This window comes from Arthrobacter luteolus NBRC 107841 (genome assembly GCF_001552075.1).
Classification (GTDB): Bacteria; Actinomycetota; Actinomycetes; order Actinomycetales; family Micrococcaceae; genus Arthrobacter_B; species Arthrobacter_B luteolus.
On the sequence record NZ_BCQM01000001.1, the window covers coordinates 231345 to 249327 of the forward strand.

Genomic DNA, 17983 nt, shown 5'->3' on the forward strand with positions numbered 1-17983 from the left:
AGCCCTCTGAGCAGGGACGTGCCTAAAAACGTGTCCCGGTCCGGGACGGGGCAGGGACAGGACCAAGGCGGGGCCGGGGCGGCTGGGGCCGCTGCCGGCCGGGCCGGGAAATTTCCCTGCCGTCCAGGCGAACCTGAGGTGCCTGCCCTGAGGCTAGAATTATTTTCCACGGCCAGCGGACCCCACCGGCCGCGGCAGCGTTCCCTTCGCCGTCAAGAGTTTCCATGGGGCGCGCCGCTTCGGCATACCAGTGCCCGGCAGGGTTACCGAAAGGAACAGCAGTGACTCCCCCAGCCCAAACGCTGTATCAGGTATTGGGAGTTGCTCCGTCGGCCACTGCCGAGCAGATCAAGACCGCCTACCGCCGTGCCGCCCGGGACACCCATCCCGACCACGGCGGCAGCAGCGAGCGCTTCCATCTGGTGTCCGAGGCCTACCAGGTGCTTTCCAATCCCGCACAGCGGGCCGCCTACGACCTGCGGCTGGGCCGGGCCGGGAGCACCGGACGTCCCGCTGGAAGTTCCCCTGTGCGGCCTGCGCCGACCCACAGCACCTCGCCGGCCGGCCGTCCGGCTGCAAATCCGGACTTTGGCAGGCCGCCGGTCTTTGAACCCGATTTCAGCCCGCAGCATCCACCCGTCATTCCGCTGTCCCTGCTGGGCCGCCAGGTGACCGGACAACCGGAAAGGCCGGGACTGTTTAAGCGTCTGGGTTCCTCTGCCGGCTCACGGTTCGACGCCGAAAACCGCACTATCGGGCTGCTCTCAAATTCGCTGCTGCCCGATTATCCGGCCGGCCGGCTCGTCAACAACCTGCGGATACCGGACTCCGGGCCGCGCGGCGGAACCCTTGAAGTGGGCCACGTGCTCCTGGGCGGTTACCGGATGGCGGTGGTGGATTCCCTGATGTCTTCCCCCGGCGGATACTACTGGGACGGAACGGTGCTGCGGCACCGCGGTCACGCTGTCGGTTCCCTGCGGCTCGCGGATGCTGTGCGCACCCTGCAGGACCGGTTCCCTGAGTTCAATGTCTGCGGCTGGCTGGTCCTGCACAGCCCGAACAACAATCCTTTCGAGCCCGTCATCGATTCGCCGCCTGATCTTCCCGAGTCCGCACCGGTTGACGTTGTAAACCCGGGTACCCTCGCCAGGGACCTGCGGCGGTTCTTCAGTACCGGGCCGGCACCGAACACAGTCCTGCTCCCCGTGCTCGGTGCCCTCATCGATGCATCTGCGCAGTAGCCGGCCGGGCATAGGATAAGGAGGTGTTCCGCATCCTTTTCCATACCCCTGAAATTCCGGGCAATACCGGCAATGCCATCCGGCTGGCCGCTGTCACCGGCGCCGAACTGCACCTGGTGGAGCCGCTGGGCTTCGACCTGGAAGACTCCAAGCTGCGCCGCGCCGGGCTCGACTACCACGATCTTGCCGTGCTGCACGTCCATCCCAACCTGGAAGCGGCGTGGGCGGCTCTCCAGCCGGACCGGGTGTTCGCGTTTACTTCGGACGGCGAAACCAGCTACACGGATATCGAGTACCGGCCCGGTGATGTCCTGCTCTTCGGACCCGAATCGGTCGGCCTGCCGCCGGAGGTCAAGAACGATCCGCATGTGACTGCCAGGGTCCGGCTGCCCATGCTGCCTTCCCTGCGTTCACTGAACCTGGCGAATTCCGCCTCCATAGCCGTCTACGAAGCCTGGCGTCAGCAGGGCTTCGCAGGAGCCCAGCTCTAGCCGAAGGAGACACCATGCCCGAGCAGCACCCCCTAGCACCAACCTTTGATTCCGGTGCCGCGGATTTCGAGCGCCTGGCTCCGTCCCTGTGGAACCCCATGGGCAACGCACTGGTGGCGGCGGCGGATGTGCGGGTTGGGGACAACGTCCTCGATGCCTGCTGCGGCGGCGGCGCGATCACCATTCCGGCAGCGCAGAGCGCCGGTCCCGGCGCGATAGTCGACGGCGTGGATATTTCAGCGGACCTGCTGGCTGTGGCGGGTTCGAAGGCGGAAACCCTCTCCCTGGAAAATGTTGCCCTTCATCAGGCGGATGTCCTGGAATGGCAGCCCGGAACCGAGTACGACGCCGTGCTCTGCGGTTACGCCGTCTTCTTCCTGCCGGACATGGACGCCGGGGTGCACCACCTCGTCTCGCTGCTTCGCAGCGGCGGCAGGCTGGCGCTGAGCACCTGGGCCGAGGGGTCATTGACGGAGTTCTCCAGTGCCCTCTTCCGGCATTGTGCTGCTGAAGGCGGGCACATCGAAGTTCCCACCGCAGCCGCCCGGGAGAACATGATGCGCATTAACACGCCGGAGAAGGCCACCGCCTGGCTGGAGGGCCTGGGCCTTGAACAGGTCAAGGCCGTGCATACTCCGGTTCCGGTACAGCTCAGTTCCGAGCTGGCGTGGTCACTGGTGCTGGGCAGTGCCCTGCGGATGCTGCTGCCCGAAGACCCGGACGCTCTGCGGCGGGTCCAGGACGGTTTCCTTGCCGACCTCGGCCCGGACTACACACTGAACGCAGACACGCTGATCGTGACAGCGCTCAAACCGTAGGTCCGGCGGGAGCTAGAAACCCGCAATGGTGGCGGGTGTGTTCACGCCCACCACATGGAAAACCTCCGCACTGCTGCCTGCCGGCAGTCCATGCCGGCGGGCATTGTCCTGCAGGAAACCGCGGACGGAGGCGTCCATTCCCTCGATGTCCGGATGCTGGCTGGCGTGCACCCGGATAGCGGCGAGCTTCCGGTCCAGCTGCGCGGTGATGTCCACGGCATGGTTTTCCCGTTCCCTGGGAGCTCCGTAGAACCAGAGCCACGGTACTTTGTAGGCCTCGAGCCCGTGCGCTGCGAGTTCAGGGTAGGCGAACGGGTTCTCCGCGGCCGGGTAGACCGCCCGGGTCACGATCTCACCGCAGGCCAGATGGTCCGGGTGGCTGGCCTGGATCCGCGACCAGTTCCGTTCCGGATGCATGGCAAGCACAACGTCCGGCCGGACCTGGCGGATCAGCTCCACCGTCCGGCCGATGACCTCGTGGCCCACTTCCAGGAATCCGTCGCGTTCGCCCAGGAAATGCAGCTGGCCGGCGCCAACGATGTCCGCAGCGGCCCGCTGCTCGCTGCTTCGCAGGGCGCTCACGCCCGCGCGGTCCCCTGGTTCAAAACCGCCGGCGTCTCCGTCAGTCATCACGCAGTAGGAAACCTCGGCGCCCTGCGCAGCCCACGCTGCCAGCGTTCCCGCTGCCCCAAAATCAATGTCATCCGGGTGCGCGGCAAAGGCCAGGACCCGCTGCACCTTTATTTCAGCCGGAAAAACCGTCACGCCCGGCGCCGCCGGATTTCCTCGGCGGCCTGCGGCAGCACGGAGAACAGGTCACCCACCACACCGAAGTCGGCGATCTCGAAAACGGGTGCGTCGGAATCCTTGTTGATGGCCACAATCACCTTGGCGGTCTGCATTCCGGCCTTCTGCTGGATCGCGCCGGAAATACCGGCGGAGATGTACAGCTGGGGAGAGACCGTCTTGCCGGTCTGGCCCACCTGCGCGGAATGCTCGATCCAGCCGGCGTCCGTGGCTGCACGGGAGGCTCCCACGGCGCCTCCCAGCAGGTCGGCGAGCTCCTCAAGCGGTCCGAAGTCGCCGTCCACGCCCCGGCCTCCGGCCACGATGACCCTGGCTTCGGACAACTCCGGACGTCCGCTCACACGCTTCTCGGAGCGTCCGGTCACGGTTGCCGCCGGGCCGGTTTCCGGAACGGTGACCAGGCTGCGCACCGGTGCGGCGTTCTCCCCGGCCGGCGCCGGTTCGACCGAGTTCGCCTTAATGGTGATGATCGGAACCCCGGTCTCGACCCGGCAGGTCGACGTGAAAGACCCGGCCAGCACCGATTTGGTGACCGAGAGATCCGGTGCGACGGCGACGGCGTCGGTAATAACGCCGGAACCGAGCTTGATGCCCGTCCGCGCCGCCACCTCACGGTCTTCGAAGGAGTTGCCCAGCAGCACGGCCACGGGCCCGGCTGCCCGGACCGCTTCAGCGAGGAACGCCGCTTTGGCAGCGACCAGCACATCGGGCAGCGGCTGGGCAGGCTCGTACAGTTCCACGACGCCGTGCCTGCCCAGTTCCGCGGCGGTTTCCTCGGACAGCGGGCGGGGTGAGGCGACCACCGGGTCACCTATCGAGGCGGCGATAGCCAGCAGCTCGCGGGCCGCCCGCGGCAGTGGCAGGGACGGAACATCGATGAAGACCAAAACGGAGCCCATGGGGCGCCCTCCTTGGGGGTGCGGGCGCGGCAGCGCCTGAGCGGACGTGCTAGATGAGTTTCTGCGAAGCGAGGTAGTCCACGAGCTTGATGCCGGCATCCCCGTCGTCGTTGATGACGGTGCCCTGCCCACGCGCCGGGCGCGGTGCCGACGCGGCCACTGAGGTCCAGGACCCGGCCAATCCCACCTGGGACGCCTCCAGCCCGATGTCCTGGAGCGAGAGCACGGCAATAGGCTTTTTCTTTGCCGCCATGATTCCGCGGAAGTTCGGGTAGCGCGGTTCGTTGGCCTGGTCCGTCACCGACACCAGGGCCGGCAGCGGCGCCTCGATCGTCTCGGAGTAGGAGTCGCCGTCGCGCCGGGCACGCAGCACCGGACCGGACGCGGTGTCCACCGCTTCCAGCTCCGCGGCGAAGGTCAGCTGGGCAAACGACAGCCGCTCGGCGAGCTGCGCCGGAACCAGCGAGGTCTCTCCGTCGGTGGACGCCATTCCCGTGATCACCAGGTCAACGGGTCCCTGAGTGTTGTCCAGATGGCGTACGACGGCGGCCAGGGCAAGCGAGGTGCCGGCGGCATCGGACCCGGCGAGGCCGTCATCCAGCAGATGCACGCCCTTGTAGGCGCCGATCTGAAGGGATTTTTTCACCGCGTTCACCGCGGCGGCCGGCCCCATCGCAACGGCGGTAACGGTGTTGCCGCCCTTTTCCCCACCGCGTGCCTCAGCCAGCTGGAGCGCGGCTTCGAGGGCGTATTCGTCCAGCTCGGAGAGGATGCTCTCGGAACGGTCAAGTGTGTGGTCCGGGCCAGCCAGCTGACGATCAAACTGGGTGTCCGGGACGTGTTTAACCAAAACGACGATGTTCAGCGGCCTGTTGGCTGACTCCTGCATTCCGGCCTTTCCTGTAGGACGATTCCGCCGGTGGGATTCCGGCATTCCCCCGCGCATCGGCGGCGACAGTTTAAAGCTAATCACACGCCGGCGCCGGGCTCGAATGCCAGGGCCCGGCGCGCTCCGGTGAAAGTTCCCTCCGGGTAGTCCCGGCACTCCCCCTAAAGGGGTGCCGCCCCTGGCCGCAGCGGCCGGAACATGGCTCCGGCCCGCTGCGGGAGATGGATTCATCCCCACAGCGGGCCGGAACTGTTCCTGTTGCGCCGGCACGGTGTCCTGTGCCGGTGCGGTGTCCTGTGCCGGTGCGCGGGCGCCGGGCAGCTACTGGCTGGCTGAGTCGCCCAGCGTGGTGCTGGTGCTGGCGGTCTGGCCGTTGCGGACGTAGTCAATGTTGACCTTGCTGCCGGCAGCCTGCATCCGGATGGCTGCGGTCAGGGACTGCGCATCGGTGATGGGGATTCCGTTCACGGATGTCACGATGTCCCCCTTCTGCAGCCCTGCGTTGGCGGCCGGTGTCCCGCTCGCCGGATTGTCGGCGATCGCTGCACCGATGGTGAAGGAAGACGAGCCCGACCCGGTGGCCGGCGTTACCGAAACGCCCAGGAAACCGTGGCTGGCGGATCCGTCGGCGATGATTTCCTCAGCCACGCGTTTTGCGTAGTTGGCGGGAACCGCAAACCCGACGCCGATGCTCCCGCTGTCTTCTCCGGTGCTGGTGGAGGACGCCGAAGCGATCGCAACGTTCACACCGATGACTTCGCCGTCGGAGTTCACCAGCGCTCCGCCGGAGTTTCCGTGGTTGATCGCCGCGTCAGTCTGGATGACGTTCAGGTAGATCGATGCGGAGGCCGAGCTTTGATTCTGCGAGGACCCGTCCGGCGGTGCAAACCGGAACCCGTAGCCGTCGTCCTCCGGTGCCGAATCCGTGTTGGACTCGGGTGCGGCTGATGACTGGACGCTGATGGTCCGGTTCAGGGTGGAGACGATCCCATCGGTGACCGTGCCTGCCAGTCCCAGCGGTGCGCCGATGGCGATGACGGTGTCTCCGACGTTCAAATCGCCCGAGTCCCCCAGCGAGGCAGGGGTCAGGTCCGGTGCGTCCACCTTGATGACGGCGAGGTCGGACAGCGGGTCGGTGCCGACCACCGTTGCGGAAAGCACGCGGCCGTCTTCGGTCTGCACCTCGATGGAGGGGCTGGCAACCGTGCCGCCGAGCGTCACCACGTGGGTGTTCGTCAGGATGTGCCCTTCATCGTCCAGGATGATCCCGGAGCCGCTGCCGGAGCTGCCGGAGCCGGAGACCTCGATGGTCACCACGCTCGGAGAGGCCTTTACCGCCGCGGCAGTCACGGCGTTAACGCTCTCGTGATCGTTGACCACCACGGTCTGGGACTGGCCTGTGGTTCCAGCGGCCGTATTGCCGCCGTTGAGCGCCGCGTCTGCCGCGACCGCCACACCGCCGCCGAGGAGGCCGGCTACCAGCATCGCCGTCACCAGGGTCCCGGTGCCGTAACGGCGCCGTTCCGTTGCTGCGGGCGGCAGGCCTGTATTCCCGTGGCCGCCTCCGTAATAGGTGTTGCCCGGGGAATCCGTTGGATAGGGGGCGCCGTATCCCTGCTGCGGACCGGAGCCCGGAGTGCCGAAAGTGCCGGGCTGGGACGCGGACTGGGCCGGCATCCCGCCGGGTGCCTGCTGCGCCGTCCAGGCTGGCTGCTGCCCGCTGTTGCCTCCCGGATCGGGATGAGCGCCGCCGCCGGCGGGAAGCCGGGTTGTTTCGGTCGCCGCAGGCTCCGGCGCGTCCCCTGCGGGGGTGCTGGAAGACGGCGGTGCCGGCGGACGGGGAGGCAGAGGCCGCTGTGTGCCTTCGCTGCCCCCATAGTGCTCAGTCATATGGGCCGTCCTTTCGAGAATTCGGTTTACCCACAAGTATCGACCCATCCACTATGACAGGGGAGTCTGTGATGCAGACTGGAGAAGTCTGGATGGTTACTGGGAGTTTCCCGAACGGCTGTGGCAGCGGTGGGCCGCTGGACCGCCGTCGTCTCCCCTAGTCAGCCGTGGTATCTCCGGGCAAGCGTCCAGCTCCATGGGATACCGTTTCGTGGTGGACGGGTGCTCTGGCCACCCATAGAATCAATGCAATCCGTCCGGCAGAGCCCAGCACCACCAGACGCGGCGCAGAGACAAAGTGCAGAGACAAACAAGTTCAAAACACACAAGGGATTTTTTATGCGGTTGAGGACGAAGCGGTTTGCGGCCGTGCTGGCTCTGAGTGCGATGGCGGTGCTGACTCCGTCCATGGCCCACGCGGACCCTCCCGTGAGCATCCCCCCCGGGCAGTATCTGGTGGATACCAACGATTCCCTGGGCGGCAGCACCGGCGAAGTCCAGCAGGCAATCACGGACGTACAGCGCAGCAGTGGCTACACCCTCTACGTCGTGTACGTGGACAGCTTCACCGATCCCTCGGATGCCAGTGCCTGGGCCGAGGACGTCGTGACGGAAAAAGGCATGGGCTCCAAGGAAGCCCTGCTGAGCGTCGCAACCGTCGAACGCAAGCTGGAGGTCTCCACCGGAGACCAGTCGGTACTCACCCAGGACAAGCGCAACGCGATAATTGAGGCAGCCCAGGAACCGCTGCTTGGCGTGCAGAACATCAGTTCCGAGCAGTGGGCGGCTTCCGCTGTCAACGCCACCAAGTCCCTGGAGGACATTGCCGAGGGCGGCAGCGGGGAAATCTCCACCGGCGGCAGCAGCCTGCTCCCCGCGTTCATCACCGCCGGCATCGTGCTTGTCGGAGCATTCGCTGTCTTTGCCCTGGTCCGCAGCCGCTCGCGGAAACGGGGCGCACTGCCTCGGGCTCAGGACGCTGCGCCGAAGGATCCGCTGGATGCCATGAGCGTGGAAGAGCTGCGCAAGCGTGCCGGGAGCCTGCTCATTGCGGCAGATGACGCCATCAAATCCAGCGAGCAGGAACTCGCCTTCGCCGCAGCCCAGTACGGGGACGACGCCGTATCGACGTTTACTGACGACCTCGCCGTCGCCCGTGCCCACATGGGTGAATCCTTCAAGATGCAGCAGCAGCTCGACGACGAGATTCCGGATACCGAGGAGCAGCAGCGCACCTGGCTCAAGGACATCATCCGCCGCTGTGAAGCGGTCAACGATTCGCTGCAGGCGCACAAGGAAGACTTCGATGCGCTGCGCGAACTGGAGAAGAACGCACCGAGTGCCCTCGCTTCGGCGCAGGAATCCGCGCGCGCCGCCGCGGCCAGGCTGGACTCCGCCCAGGCGGCCCTGGACGGACTCAGTACCCGGTACAGCGACTCCGCCCTGGTCCAGGTACGGGACAACATTGAACAGGCCACCGAGCGGCTGGCCTTCGTGGAGAACGCCGCAGCCACCGCGGAAGAGAAGCTCAGCAGCGCAGACACCTCCGCAGCGGTGCTGGCCGTCCGGGCCGCCGAGGAAAGCCTCCATCAGGCGAATGTCCTCATTGATGCCATTGACCGCACCGGGGCGGGACTGGATACCGCGGCCTCGGAACTTGACCGGGCGGTAGCCGACGCACGGCAGGATCTGGCGCAGGCACGGGCCTTTGCCCAGAGCGGCGCCCAGGGCGCCCTGGCCGGCCCGATTGCCGGCGTCGAACAGGCACTGGACGCCGTTGAAAGCGCCCGGCGCGGCAAGTACGATCCGGTGGACCTCCTCGGCCGGCTTGAGTCCTCCAACGCCCAGCTTGATGCGGCATTGGAGGGGCTCCGCGACCGGCAGGAACAGGAACGCCGGGCCCGCGACGCCCTGCAGCACACAATCATGTCGGCGCAGGCGCAGATCGCCGGGACCTCCGACTACATCCGCGCCCGCCGCGGCGGAGTCGGCAGCGAAGCGAGGACCCGGCTCGCCGAAGCTGAACGCAACCTGCAGCAGGCCATCGCCGTGCAGTCCTCAGACCCGGTCAGTGCGCTCGCTTACGCCCAGCAGGCCAATGCGCTGGCGGCGCAGGCGTCCGAGATGGCCCGCCAGGATGTCGACGGGTTCGGCGGAATGGGCGGTATGGGTGGTGGCGGCGGTATGTACGGTGGACGCGGCGGCGGCAGCGGGCTGGGCGGGGCAATCCTGGGCGGCATCCTGATCGATTCCATCCTCCGTGGCGGCTCCCATGGCGGCGGAGGCGGCTGGGGCGGCGGCGGATTTGGCGGCTGGGGCGGCGGAGGCGGCTTCGGCGGCGGCGGTGGGGGCTTCGGTTCCTCCGGCGGAAATTTCTAGGCTGCAGCCAAGATTTTTGACAGGCTGGTAACAGCACACAACTCACAACCCCAGCGTTTGAAAGGCAGACAGATGGTAAAGCAGTCAATATTCGGACGGATCGCCACACTGGCCAAGGCCAATATCAATGCCCTCCTGGACCAGGCGGAAGACCCCCAGAAGATGCTTGACCAGATGGTCCGCGATTACAGCAACAACATCGCCGAAGCAGAGAGCGCCGTCGCCCAGACCATCGGCAACCTGCGGATGCTCCAGGACGACTACAACGAAGATCTGGAGAACGCCCGGAACTGGGGCAACAAGGCTCTCGCGGCCTCCCGCAAGGCGGACGAGTTCCGCTCCGGCGGAAACACCGTGGACGCAGAGAAGTTCGACAACCTTGCAAAGGTCGCGATTCAGCGCCAGATGGCTGCTGAGAGCGAGGCACGCGGCGCCGAACCGACGATCGCTTCCCAGGAAGAAATCGTCGAGCGCCTCAAGACCGGCCTGACCCAGATGAAGGACAAGCTCCAGCAGCTGCAGTCCAAGCGCAACGAGCTCATCGCCCGCGCCCGGAACGCCGCCGCACAGAACCAGATGCACGACGCCATCAAGAGCATCGACGTGATGGATCCCACCTCAGAGGTCGGCCGCTTCGAAGAGAAGATCCGCCGCGAAGAGGCCAAGGTGCGCGGCGCCAACGAACTCGCTGCGTCCAGCCTGGACGCCCAGTTTGAGTCCTTGGAGGATCTCGGCGAGCAGACCGAGGTTGAAGCCCGCTTGGCAGCCCTGAAGGCCTCGGCTTCGAACCAGTCCGCCAACCAGTCTGCGATCGAGCAGAACTAGCCACAGCGGCGTTTTACAGCAGGCTGGCCCCCGACCGGGTGCCGGCCTGCTGGTTTTTCCGCGCTGTTACCCGGCCGGGGTGTCCTCTCCCGGCTCAGTACCTCCGCCGCGCTGCAGGGCACGCCTGCGGCCGGCCAGCGGCAGCACGATCCACAGACCGGCAAGGACGACGGCGGCTGCCGCGGCGGCCACCGGGCCTGCCCAGCCACCAAGCACGATGTCGAACACCAGCCCTACGGTGCCGATGAGGATCAGTCCCACCAGGACCAGGGTCCAGCGCAGCAGCTGGTCGCTGTTGCGGACCAGGTCGTACTTGATCCGGCGCTGGAAAAAGGAGCGGTGCATTACCACCGTGGACATCAGCACCGCCGTCACCAGGACCGAGAGAACAACCAGGGCCAGATAGATTCCGGTTTGGGCCGGGGTAAGAGTGGTGAAGCGTTCCTGGAACGGAAGCGTCAGCAGGAAACCGGTGAGGATCTGGATGCCGGTCTGCAGCACGCGCAGTTCCTGCAGCAGGTCTGTCCAATTGCGGTCCAGCTTCTGCAGGGCGCTTTCCCCGCGGTCCGGGTCTGCCTCCGGCCCGCTCCAGGACTTTCCGTGCGGCCTGCCGCTGCGGCGGGCAGTCATGCAGCGAGTGTAGTGGCTGCCGCCGGCCGGCAGCGGGTTCGGCCGGAAGATCGGACACCGGATTTTGGGCACCGTCTGCAGCAGGGCACAGCCGTCAGGAACCCCTGCCAAAAAACAGTGCAGGAAAAAAAGCAAAATCCCCGTCCGGAACCCGGACGGGGATTTTCTTGGTTGCGGGGGCAAGATTTGAACTTGCGACCTCTGGGTTATGAGCCCAGCGAGCTACCGAACTGCTCCACCCCGCGGCGTGGTATCAACTGTACCGGCCGCGGGGCGGAGCCGCAAATCAGCTACTCACCGGAGCCTTCACCGCTGGTGCCGCCATCCTGGGCGGCACCGGCGGCAGCGCCACCGGCGATCTTGTCCTGCGCTGCGATAGCCCGCTGGATAGCCGCGTTCAGCTTGTCCTGGGCTGCACCATAGGCCGCGAAATCGCCGCTGGCCAGGGCGTCCTGGCCCTCCTGGATGGCTGCGCCGGCATCGGCCAGCGCGGTTGTCAGGTCAGCCTGCGCCGTGGTTCCCCCCGGAACTTCGGTTCCGGTATCCGGGGTGTTGCCGACATTCTCCTGGTCGCCGGTGACTGCGCCGGAATCGCCGCCGAACACCTGGTTCAGCGCTTCGTCCAGTGTTGGCGCGAAGCCGACCTTCTCACCGAAGTTCACCAGTACGCGCTGCAGCGTCGGGTAGGACGATGCTCCCGAAGACTGCACATAGACCGGCTGCACGTAGAGCATGCCGCCGCCGACCGGGAGGCTGAGCAGGTTGCCGTTGATAACTTCCGAGGCTCCCTGGCGCAGCAGGTTCAAGGCGTTGGAAACGGTCGGATCAGAGTTGAACCGGTTTTGGGCCTGGCCCGGGCCGGGCACAGCAGTATCCGTAGGCAGCGCCAGGAGCCTGAGCTTGCCGTAGCCGTCTGCCTTCTCCCCCGCGGTTCCGGTGCCGGCGTCGGCGTCGGCAGCGAGGAATCCGTAGAGCACGTTCCGTGCTTCGCCATTCTGTGCGACGAACGGAATAAACGGCGTCGTCAGCGAGAAGGCTGCCTTCTCCTGGCCCGGCATCTGCAGGGACAGGTAGTACGGGGGCTGCTTGACGTCGGAATTCGTCCGGGTCGGGTCCGACGGGACAGACCAGGCGTCGTCGTTCTTGTAGAAGGAGTCAGCGTCGGTGACGTGGTAGCGGCCAAGCAGCTCGCGCTGGACCTTGAACTGGTCCTCCGGGTACCGCACGTGCGCCATCAGGTCCGCTGACATGTCGCTGTAGGGCTTCAGCGTGGACGGGAAAACATCCTGCCAGGCCTGCAGCAGCGGATCCTGGTCATCCCAGGCGTACAGGGTGACTGATCCGTCATACGCATCCACGGTGGCCTTGACGGCGTTGCGGATGTAGTTCACCCGGTCCGCAGGCAGGGCCTGGGAGCCGCCGCCGGTCAGCGAGTCGGTGGTGGCGGAGGCAAGCTCCTGCTGGGTGGAGTACGGGAAGTGGCTGCTGGTGGTGTAACCGTCCACGATCCATTTCACGCGTCCGTCCACGACCGCCGGGTAGGCATTTCCGTCGACGGTCAGGTACGGAGCGACCTTTTCGACACGGTCGCGGGGGTCACGGTCGTAGAGGATCTGCGACTCTTCATTCACGAAGTCGGAGAGCAGCAGTTCCGTGGACTGGAACTTGATGGCGTAAACCAGCTGGTTGAAGATGTTGCCGATGCTCGGGCCGCCCTCGCCGTCGAACGTGGTCTGCGAATCGTCCGCGGAATTGCCGGTCTGCGGACGGTCGATTTCCACCGGATCGGTGCCCTCAGGGGCGCCGACGACGGAGTAGTCAGGGGAAGACTCGCCGAAGTAAATGCGGGGCTGGTAGTCCCCGAGCACACCGGTGGACGGGATGCCGGACTCCATGAAGCTGGGCTTGCCGTCCGGCTGGACGGTGGAGCCGCGGGCAGCGACCACGCCGTAGCCGTGGGTGTACAGGACGTGCTCGTTCACCCAGCCGGTCGGGACGCCGCCAACGTTCAGTTCACGCACCGCGATCACGGTGTCCTGGACATCGCCTTCCACGTCATAACGGTCGACGTTGAGGTTTTCCGGGAACTGGTAGTACTGGCGGAACTGCTGCAGCTGGCCAAAGGCGTCAGAGACGACGTTCGGGTCCAGCAGGCGGATGTTCGAGGTGGTTCCGGCGTCTGCGGCCAGCGCACCGGCGTTCGCGTCGACAGTGGCGTCGTACGGGATCACTTCGGTGTCCGAGAGGCCGTAGGCTTCGCGGGTGAGTTCGATGTTGCGCTGGATGTACTCGCGCTCAAGCGTCTGCTCCGACGGAATGACCTGGTAACGCTGGACGATCCAGGGGTAGACACCGCCGGCGACGATCGCCGTGATGACCAGCATGGCGGTACCGATGATGGGCAGGCGCCACCGTCCGATGATGGCCGAGACGATGAACAGCAGGGCGACGATCACGGATGCCACGGCCAGGATGGCCTTCGTCGGAATGACGGCGTGCACATCGGTGTACAGGGCGCCGGTCCAGGCGCCGGAGGTGCTCTGGAGCGTGTTGTAGCGGTCCAGCCAGAAGTTCACTGCCTGCAGCAGCAGGAAGGAAGCCGCGATGACGGCAATATGGATCCGTGCCGGCCGGCTGACGAAGATACCCTTTTCCTCGAGCCGGATGCCGCCGTAGAGGTAATGCGTGAGCAGTCCTGCAATACCGCTGATGACCACGACGGAAATCAGGAACCCGACGACGAAGCCCACGAAGGGCAGCGTGTTGAGGTAGAAGCTGTAGTCCATGTTGAATTCCGGGTCAGTCTGCCCGAAGTCATGGCGGTTGAAGAAGAGCAGGGTCTGTTCCCACATCGCCATCGCCGCCGTGCCGGCGAATCCGCCGACCACCACAGGGATACCGATCATCAGCAGCTTCCGGACCGGCTCAAGCTGCGCCTGGTAGCGGTTCAGGTTGTCCTGCATGGAGCTGTCCGGCGCATAGATCGGACGCGAAGAGTAGGCGGCCCGGATACTGAAGAAGACGCACGCCGCCATCACCAGGAACGCCGCGGCAAACAGGCCGAGGCGGGTGAGGTTCTCCTTTACGAACACCTCGAGAAAACCGAGCTGGTTGTACCAGAGCACGTCGGCGTAGACCTGGGAGAAGTACACGAACCCGATCACCAGGACAGCAACCACAATGAGGGTTGCTATCAGCGGGCTGCGCCGCCGTTTGGTGGCGGTGGAGCCGGGTTGGGAGAATGGGCCATTTGGTCCGGAAGTCACAGTTTCCTCATCGTTCGGGGCGTCGGCTCACGGCACCTGCGGCAGCTCGGCGGGTGGAGATATTCCGCTGCCTCCAAATCGAAGCAACCGTGACCCCTCTGTCCGACGGCTGCGCGTTTCTTGCCGTGGTTCCCTATTCTGCCCTGTTTGGCTGCCGAACGGCCACTTATACCGGCCCCTGAACTGAACCTTATTAGGATCGTGATTCGCGCCCGCCGAGAACTTTCTTAGGCGCCGTCCGTACAGCTGCCCAGGCCCGCGGCGCTCCCGCCCGCGGCGAGGGTCTCGACGGCGGTGAGCGCATCATCCAGGGTGGCAACGCTGACCACCACCAGATCCGCGGGGATATTTCCGGCAACCTCCTCGCAGTTGGCCTCCGGCGCCAGGAAGAACTCGGCTCCCGAGCTCTTCGCACCCACCATCTTCTGTTCGATCCCTCCAATGGGACCGACGTTCCCGGATGCGTCGATGGTGCCGGTGCCGGCGAAGTGCCGCCCGTTGGTCAGCTCTCCCGGGGTGAGTTTGTCGATAATTCCCAGGGCGAACATCGTTCCGGCCGAGGCGCCGCCAACATTCTCCAGCGCGATGCTGACCTCAAACGGGAAGGTGAAGTCGATGCTGAGGTAGGCACCCATCTGGTAGGCGCCTGAGTCCGAAAGTTCAGGGGTGATGCTGACGGTCTGCTCTCCGCCATTCCGGCGGACCGTGATCTCGGCGGGGTTTCCCTCCGACTCATTCAGTGCCTGGCGCAGCGAGTCCATCCCCTCGATGGATTTGCCGTCCACCTGCAGCAGGACGTCGCCGGTTTCCAGCTTTCCGTCTGCCGGCGCCCCTTCCATGGTGCCGGCAACTGCCAGCTCCTCCGTGAAGGGAATATCCAGCTGCGCCAAAGCCGCCGCCACGGCAGATTCCTGCGATGAGGTCATCGCAGCCGCGTTCTCCTCTTTGACCTGGCCGCTGGTGGTTCCCGGCGGATAGACAAAGTCAACGGGAAGAACGGCGTCGTCCGGGCTGATCCAGGCCGCGAGCACCTCCGCCATGCTGACCGCGCCGTTGGGGCCGCCGGAGACGTAGACAGTGGTGAGGTCCAGTTCGCCCGCCGTCGGATAGGTTTCCCGGCCCTCGATGCTGATCAATGGACCCGAAGGGATTTCCCCGATGGTGTTGAACGTGGGACCGGGCGATTCCACGACGTACGGAGCGGGCAGCATCAAGCCCGCGGCCCCGAGCAGCAGCGCCGTTCCGCCGGCAACGAACAAGGCCCGCCGGCGGGGTGAACGCCGGCCGCGGGACGGACGTGGTCCGGCGTCCGCTGAGCTGTCCGCGGACGGTATCTCCGCGCCGTCGGCAGCGGGAGGAAAGTCTTCATTCGGGGAACGCAATCGGCTTTCCTTTCCTGCACCGGCGGTCTTCGCGGCGCAGCGGCTGTTTTCGTGGCGATTCGGGCGCAGTGCATGCTGGCCTGGTTCTTGGGCCGTACGTGGAGCCCTGGGCCATTGTCCCACGTGGTCCTTTGCCAACAGCGAACGAATCCCGGAATGCGGGACAGGCCGCGGCGCCTGCCGGTAACGTGGAAACCCAGGCCGCCGGTGATCCACCGGCTGCCCAGGCATCAGAACTTCCACAGGACCGGTGGTACCCATGAGCTCAAACCCCTCCGACCACGGGGATACGCCCCAGGACCCGTTGTCCGAAATGCTGGCACGCCTTTTCGGCGGGCAGGCCGGAGGCATAGATCCGCAGGAACTGGCCAAAGCCGCCGGGCTGCCTTCGGACCCCAATGCCATGGCCATGATCCTTCAGCAGGTTCAGGCCATGTTCAGCACTCCCACGGACGGGCCCGTCAACTGGCAGCTCGCCAAGGACAACGCCCGCCGGGTGGCCGCCACCGGCACCGACCCCTCGGTCAGCGCCCAGCAGGCACGTGACGTTGGCGAAGCACTGCACGTTGCACAGATGTGGCTGGATCCGGTCACCGATTTTCCCTCCACGGCGGCGATCGGCAAGGCCTGGTCCCGCGCCGAGTGGGTCGAAGCAACCATGGATTCCTGGCGCCGCCTTACCGAGCCCGTGGCAGTCAGCATTTCCCAAGCGCTGAGCAACGCCATTTCCACGCAGATGCCTGAGGAAATGAAGTCCATGATGGGCGGGGCCTCTTCCATGCTCGCCAACATGGGCGGGGCGATGTTCGGGATCCAGCTGGGCCAGGCGGTTGGTGCCCTGTCCAAGGAGGTTGTCAGCTCGACTGATGTCGGCCTTCCGCTGGCCGCGGGAACCATGGCGCTGCTGCCGGCGAACGTCGCCGCCTTCGGCGAGGGCCTGGATATTCCGGAGGCTGAAATCCGGCTGTACCTGGCTGTCCGCGAAGCAGCCCACGCCCGGCTGTTCGCCCACGCGCCCTGGCTCGCCGGGCATCTCTTCGGCAGCATTGAGAGCTATGCCCGGGGCATCCACATCGATATTTCCAAGATCGAAGACGTGGCCCGGGACATCGACCCGAGCAACCCCGAGTCGCTCCAGGAAGCTCTGGCCGGCGGCGTCTTCCAGCCCGAGCGCACACCTGCGCAGGATGCGGCGCTTGAGCGCCTGGAAACCGCGCTGGCCCTGGTCGAAGGCTGGGTGGACGAGGTCAGCGCTGCCGCCACCTCCAACCTTCCTTCAGCCGCGGCCCTCCGCGAGATGATCCGGCGGCGGAGGGCCAGCGGCGGTCCCGCTGAGCACACCTTCGCATCGCTGGTTGGACTGGAGCTGCGGCCCCGCCGGCTCCGCGATGCCGCTGCCCTGTGGGCGCAGCTGCGCGAAGAACGCGGAATTGAGGGACGGGATGCCATCTGGGAACACCCCGATCTGATGCCCACCTCCAAAGACCTGGACGACCCGCTGGGATTCAGCAAGCGCCGCGAACTGCTCGACGCCTCCGATTCCGATGTCGATGCGGCCCTGCGGCGGCTGCTTGAGGGCGGATTCGACCAGGACGCCCCCGGCACGCCCGCCGATCCCGCTGCTGATCCCTCCGGCGAAACCCGTCCGGACGCCGAGGCGGACTCCTCCGGAGACGCGCAGCCGGACGGAAGCCCGGAGGACGGATCTGATGCAGAGAACGACGCAGAGAACCCTGACAACGGCAAGGACGGCAACGCGTCCTAGGCCGCAGACCTTCCTCAGCCAGTGACTGAAACACCCCGGGCAGCGAACCGCCCGGGGTGTTTCAGTCTTCGGACATCTCGCCTTTGAGCCCGCGCGCGCTGGCAAAGGCCGCGCCGGAGAGAAAAGCCTTGGCCGTCTCAGTCTGTGGGTAGGACTCCAGGAGGCGCCAGAACCGGGGTCCGTGTGACGCCTCAATCAGGTGGGCAAGTTCGTGCAGCAGAACGTAGTCAACGACCCAGGGCGGCATGCCTGCCAGTTTGTCCGACAGCCGGATGGTGCCGCGTGCCGGTGTGGCCGAGCCCCAGCGCGAGTTCTGGTTGCTGACCCACCGCACCGAAACCGGCTTGGCCGCCCCGCCGAGGTAGCGGTCCGAAAGCTCGGCTGCGCGCCGCGCCAGGTCGGTTTCCCCGCTGGCGGGGTCCGGTGCCGGAGCAGCCGCTGCCCGGGTCTCCAACCGGTCCACCATGCGCTGAACCCAATCCGCTTCCTGCGCCCGGGTGAAGTGCGCCGGAATGGACACCACTGCTACCCCGTCCCGGAAAACCGCGTTGACTGTGCGCTTCCGCCGGGCCGACCGGCGCACTTCAATGGGCAGGCCGCCACGGGTGGTGGCAGGAACAGACGGGGTGGGCATGTCTCCAGCTTATTCCGGCAGCCGGCAGGTTCGTGAACCTGTGGATAACCCTGGAAGCGGTTTCACC

14 protein-coding genes and 1 tRNA gene are annotated in these 17983 nt (G+C 66.0%); 6 read left to right on the forward strand and 9 right to left on the reverse strand.

Translation table 11 applies throughout. The annotated features are described in order from the left end of the window. Nucleotides 1–281: 281 nt before the first annotated feature. Genes AL3_RS01045 through AL3_RS01055 form a run of 3 tightly spaced genes read left to right on the forward strand, consistent with a single transcriptional unit; the run spans nt 282 to nt 2550 of the window. Nucleotides 282–1241, forward strand: coding sequence for a J domain-containing protein (locus AL3_RS01045; protein ID WP_161599339.1), 960 nt, complete (start codon nt 282–284; stop codon nt 1239–1241). 23 nt (nt 1242–1264) lie between these two features. Then, nucleotides 1265–1732: a tRNA (cytidine(34)-2'-O)-methyltransferase gene (locus AL3_RS01050; protein WP_066295648.1), complete on the forward strand. Its 468-nt coding sequence runs from the start codon at nt 1265–1267 to the stop codon at nt 1730–1732. A 14-nt stretch (nt 1733–1746) separates the two neighbouring features. Then, the gene (locus AL3_RS01055; protein WP_066295650.1) at nt 1747–2550 is read left to right on the forward strand and encodes a class I SAM-dependent methyltransferase; all 804 of its coding nucleotides are present in this window, start codon (nt 1747–1749) and stop codon (nt 2548–2550) included. Nucleotides 2551–2562: 12 nt separating this feature from the next. Here the strand turns inward: AL3_RS01055 and AL3_RS01060 are convergent, their stop codons facing one another. The 4 genes from AL3_RS01060 to AL3_RS01075 all read right to left on the reverse strand — a co-directional run bounded on the left by AL3_RS01060 (nt 2563) and on the right by AL3_RS01075 (nt 7035). Beyond that, nucleotides 2563–3315 carry a PIG-L deacetylase family protein gene (locus tag AL3_RS01060; protein WP_066295651.1) on the reverse strand — a complete coding sequence of 251 codons (753 nt, stop codon included), beginning with the start codon at nt 3313–3315 and terminating at the stop codon, nt 2563–2565. Then, a complete protein-coding gene (locus AL3_RS01065; RefSeq protein WP_066295653.1) occupies nt 3312–4256 on the reverse strand; it encodes an electron transfer flavoprotein subunit alpha/FixB family protein in 945 nt (314 codons plus the stop codon). The genes AL3_RS01060 and AL3_RS01065 overlap by 4 nt, the downstream gene beginning before the upstream one ends. A 49-nt stretch (nt 4257–4305) precedes the next feature. Continuing rightward, nucleotides 4306–5145 carry an electron transfer flavoprotein subunit beta/FixA family protein gene (locus AL3_RS01070; protein ID WP_174522103.1) on the reverse strand — a complete coding sequence of 280 codons (840 nt, stop codon included), beginning with the start codon at nt 5143–5145 and terminating at the stop codon, nt 4306–4308. 321 nt (nt 5146–5466) lie between these two features. Further along, nucleotides 5467–7035 (reverse strand): S1C family serine protease, encoded by a 1569-nt coding sequence (locus AL3_RS01075; protein WP_066295655.1) that lies wholly within the window; start codon nt 7033–7035, stop codon nt 5467–5469. A gap of 429 nt (nt 7036–7464) precedes the next feature. Here AL3_RS01075 and AL3_RS01080 point away from each other — a divergent pair, with 429 nt between their 5' ends. Both AL3_RS01080 and AL3_RS01085 read left to right on the forward strand, forming a co-directional pair. Beyond that, a complete protein-coding gene (locus tag AL3_RS01080; RefSeq protein ID WP_306303017.1) occupies nt 7465–9414 on the forward strand; it encodes a TPM domain-containing protein in 1950 nt (649 codons plus the stop codon). A gap of 72 nt (nt 9415–9486) precedes the next feature. Continuing rightward, complete coding sequence (locus AL3_RS01085) at nt 9487–10239, forward strand: PspA/IM30 family protein (RefSeq protein ID WP_066295657.1); 753 nt, start codon at nt 9487–9489, stop codon at nt 10237–10239. A 66-nt stretch (nt 10240–10305) separates the two neighbouring features. Here AL3_RS01085 and AL3_RS01090 read toward each other — a convergent pair whose 3' ends face one another. The 4 genes from AL3_RS01090 to AL3_RS01105 all read right to left on the reverse strand — a co-directional run bounded on the left by AL3_RS01090 (nt 10306) and on the right by AL3_RS01105 (nt 15517). Continuing rightward, complete coding sequence (locus AL3_RS01090; protein WP_066296945.1) at nt 10306–10869, reverse strand: DUF6328 family protein; 564 nt, start codon at nt 10867–10869, stop codon at nt 10306–10308. 168 nt (nt 10870–11037) lie between these two features. Beyond that, nucleotides 11038–11114 (reverse strand) — tRNA-Met (locus AL3_RS01095). A gap of 45 nt (nt 11115–11159) precedes the next feature. After that, nucleotides 11160–14135, reverse strand: a complete 2976-nt coding sequence (locus AL3_RS01100) for a UPF0182 family membrane protein (RefSeq protein WP_370664873.1) — start codon at nt 14133–14135, stop codon at nt 11160–11162. A gap of 227 nt (nt 14136–14362) precedes the next feature. Next, nucleotides 14363–15517, reverse strand: coding sequence for a YlbL family protein (locus AL3_RS01105; protein ID WP_246168425.1), 1155 nt, complete (start codon nt 15515–15517; stop codon nt 14363–14365). Nucleotides 15518–15776: 259 nt separating this feature from the next. Here AL3_RS01105 and AL3_RS01110 point away from each other — a divergent pair, with 259 nt between their 5' ends. Continuing rightward, the gene (locus AL3_RS01110; RefSeq protein WP_066295658.1) at nt 15777–17282 is read left to right on the forward strand and encodes a zinc-dependent metalloprotease; all 1506 of its coding nucleotides are present in this window, start codon (nt 15777–15779) and stop codon (nt 17280–17282) included. A 61-nt stretch (nt 17283–17343) separates the two neighbouring features. On the opposite strand, the gene AL3_RS01115 is transcribed toward AL3_RS01110, so the two are convergent. Continuing rightward, nucleotides 17344–17916 (reverse strand): M48 metallopeptidase family protein, encoded by a 573-nt coding sequence (locus tag AL3_RS01115; RefSeq protein ID WP_066295660.1) that lies wholly within the window; start codon nt 17914–17916, stop codon nt 17344–17346. Nucleotides 17917–17983: the final 67 nt, after the last annotated feature.

Coding starts and splice junctions, on each gene's coding strand:
- AL3_RS01055 (WP_066295650.1), top strand. CDS start 1,747: ATGCCCGAGCAGCACCCCCTAGCACCAACCTTTGATTCCGGTGCCGCG.
- AL3_RS01065 (WP_066295653.1), bottom strand. CDS start 4,256: ATGGGCTCCGTTTTGGTCTTCATCGATGTTCCGTCCCTGCCACTGCCG.
- AL3_RS01070 (WP_174522103.1), bottom strand. CDS start 5,145: ATGCAGGAGTCAGCCAACAGGCCGCTGAACATCGTCGTTTTGGTTAAA.
- AL3_RS01075 (WP_066295655.1), bottom strand. CDS start 7,035: ATGACTGAGCACTATGGGGGCAGCGAAGGCACACAGCGGCCTCTGCCT.
- AL3_RS01085 (WP_066295657.1), top strand. CDS start 9,487: ATGGTAAAGCAGTCAATATTCGGACGGATCGCCACACTGGCCAAGGCC.
- AL3_RS01090 (WP_066296945.1), bottom strand. CDS start 10,869: ATGACTGCCCGCCGCAGCGGCAGGCCGCACGGAAAGTCCTGGAGCGGG.
- AL3_RS01110 (WP_066295658.1), top strand. CDS start 15,777: ATGAGCTCAAACCCCTCCGACCACGGGGATACGCCCCAGGACCCGTTG.
- AL3_RS01115 (WP_066295660.1), bottom strand. CDS start 17,916: ATGCCCACCCCGTCTGTTCCTGCCACCACCCGTGGCGGCCTGCCCATT.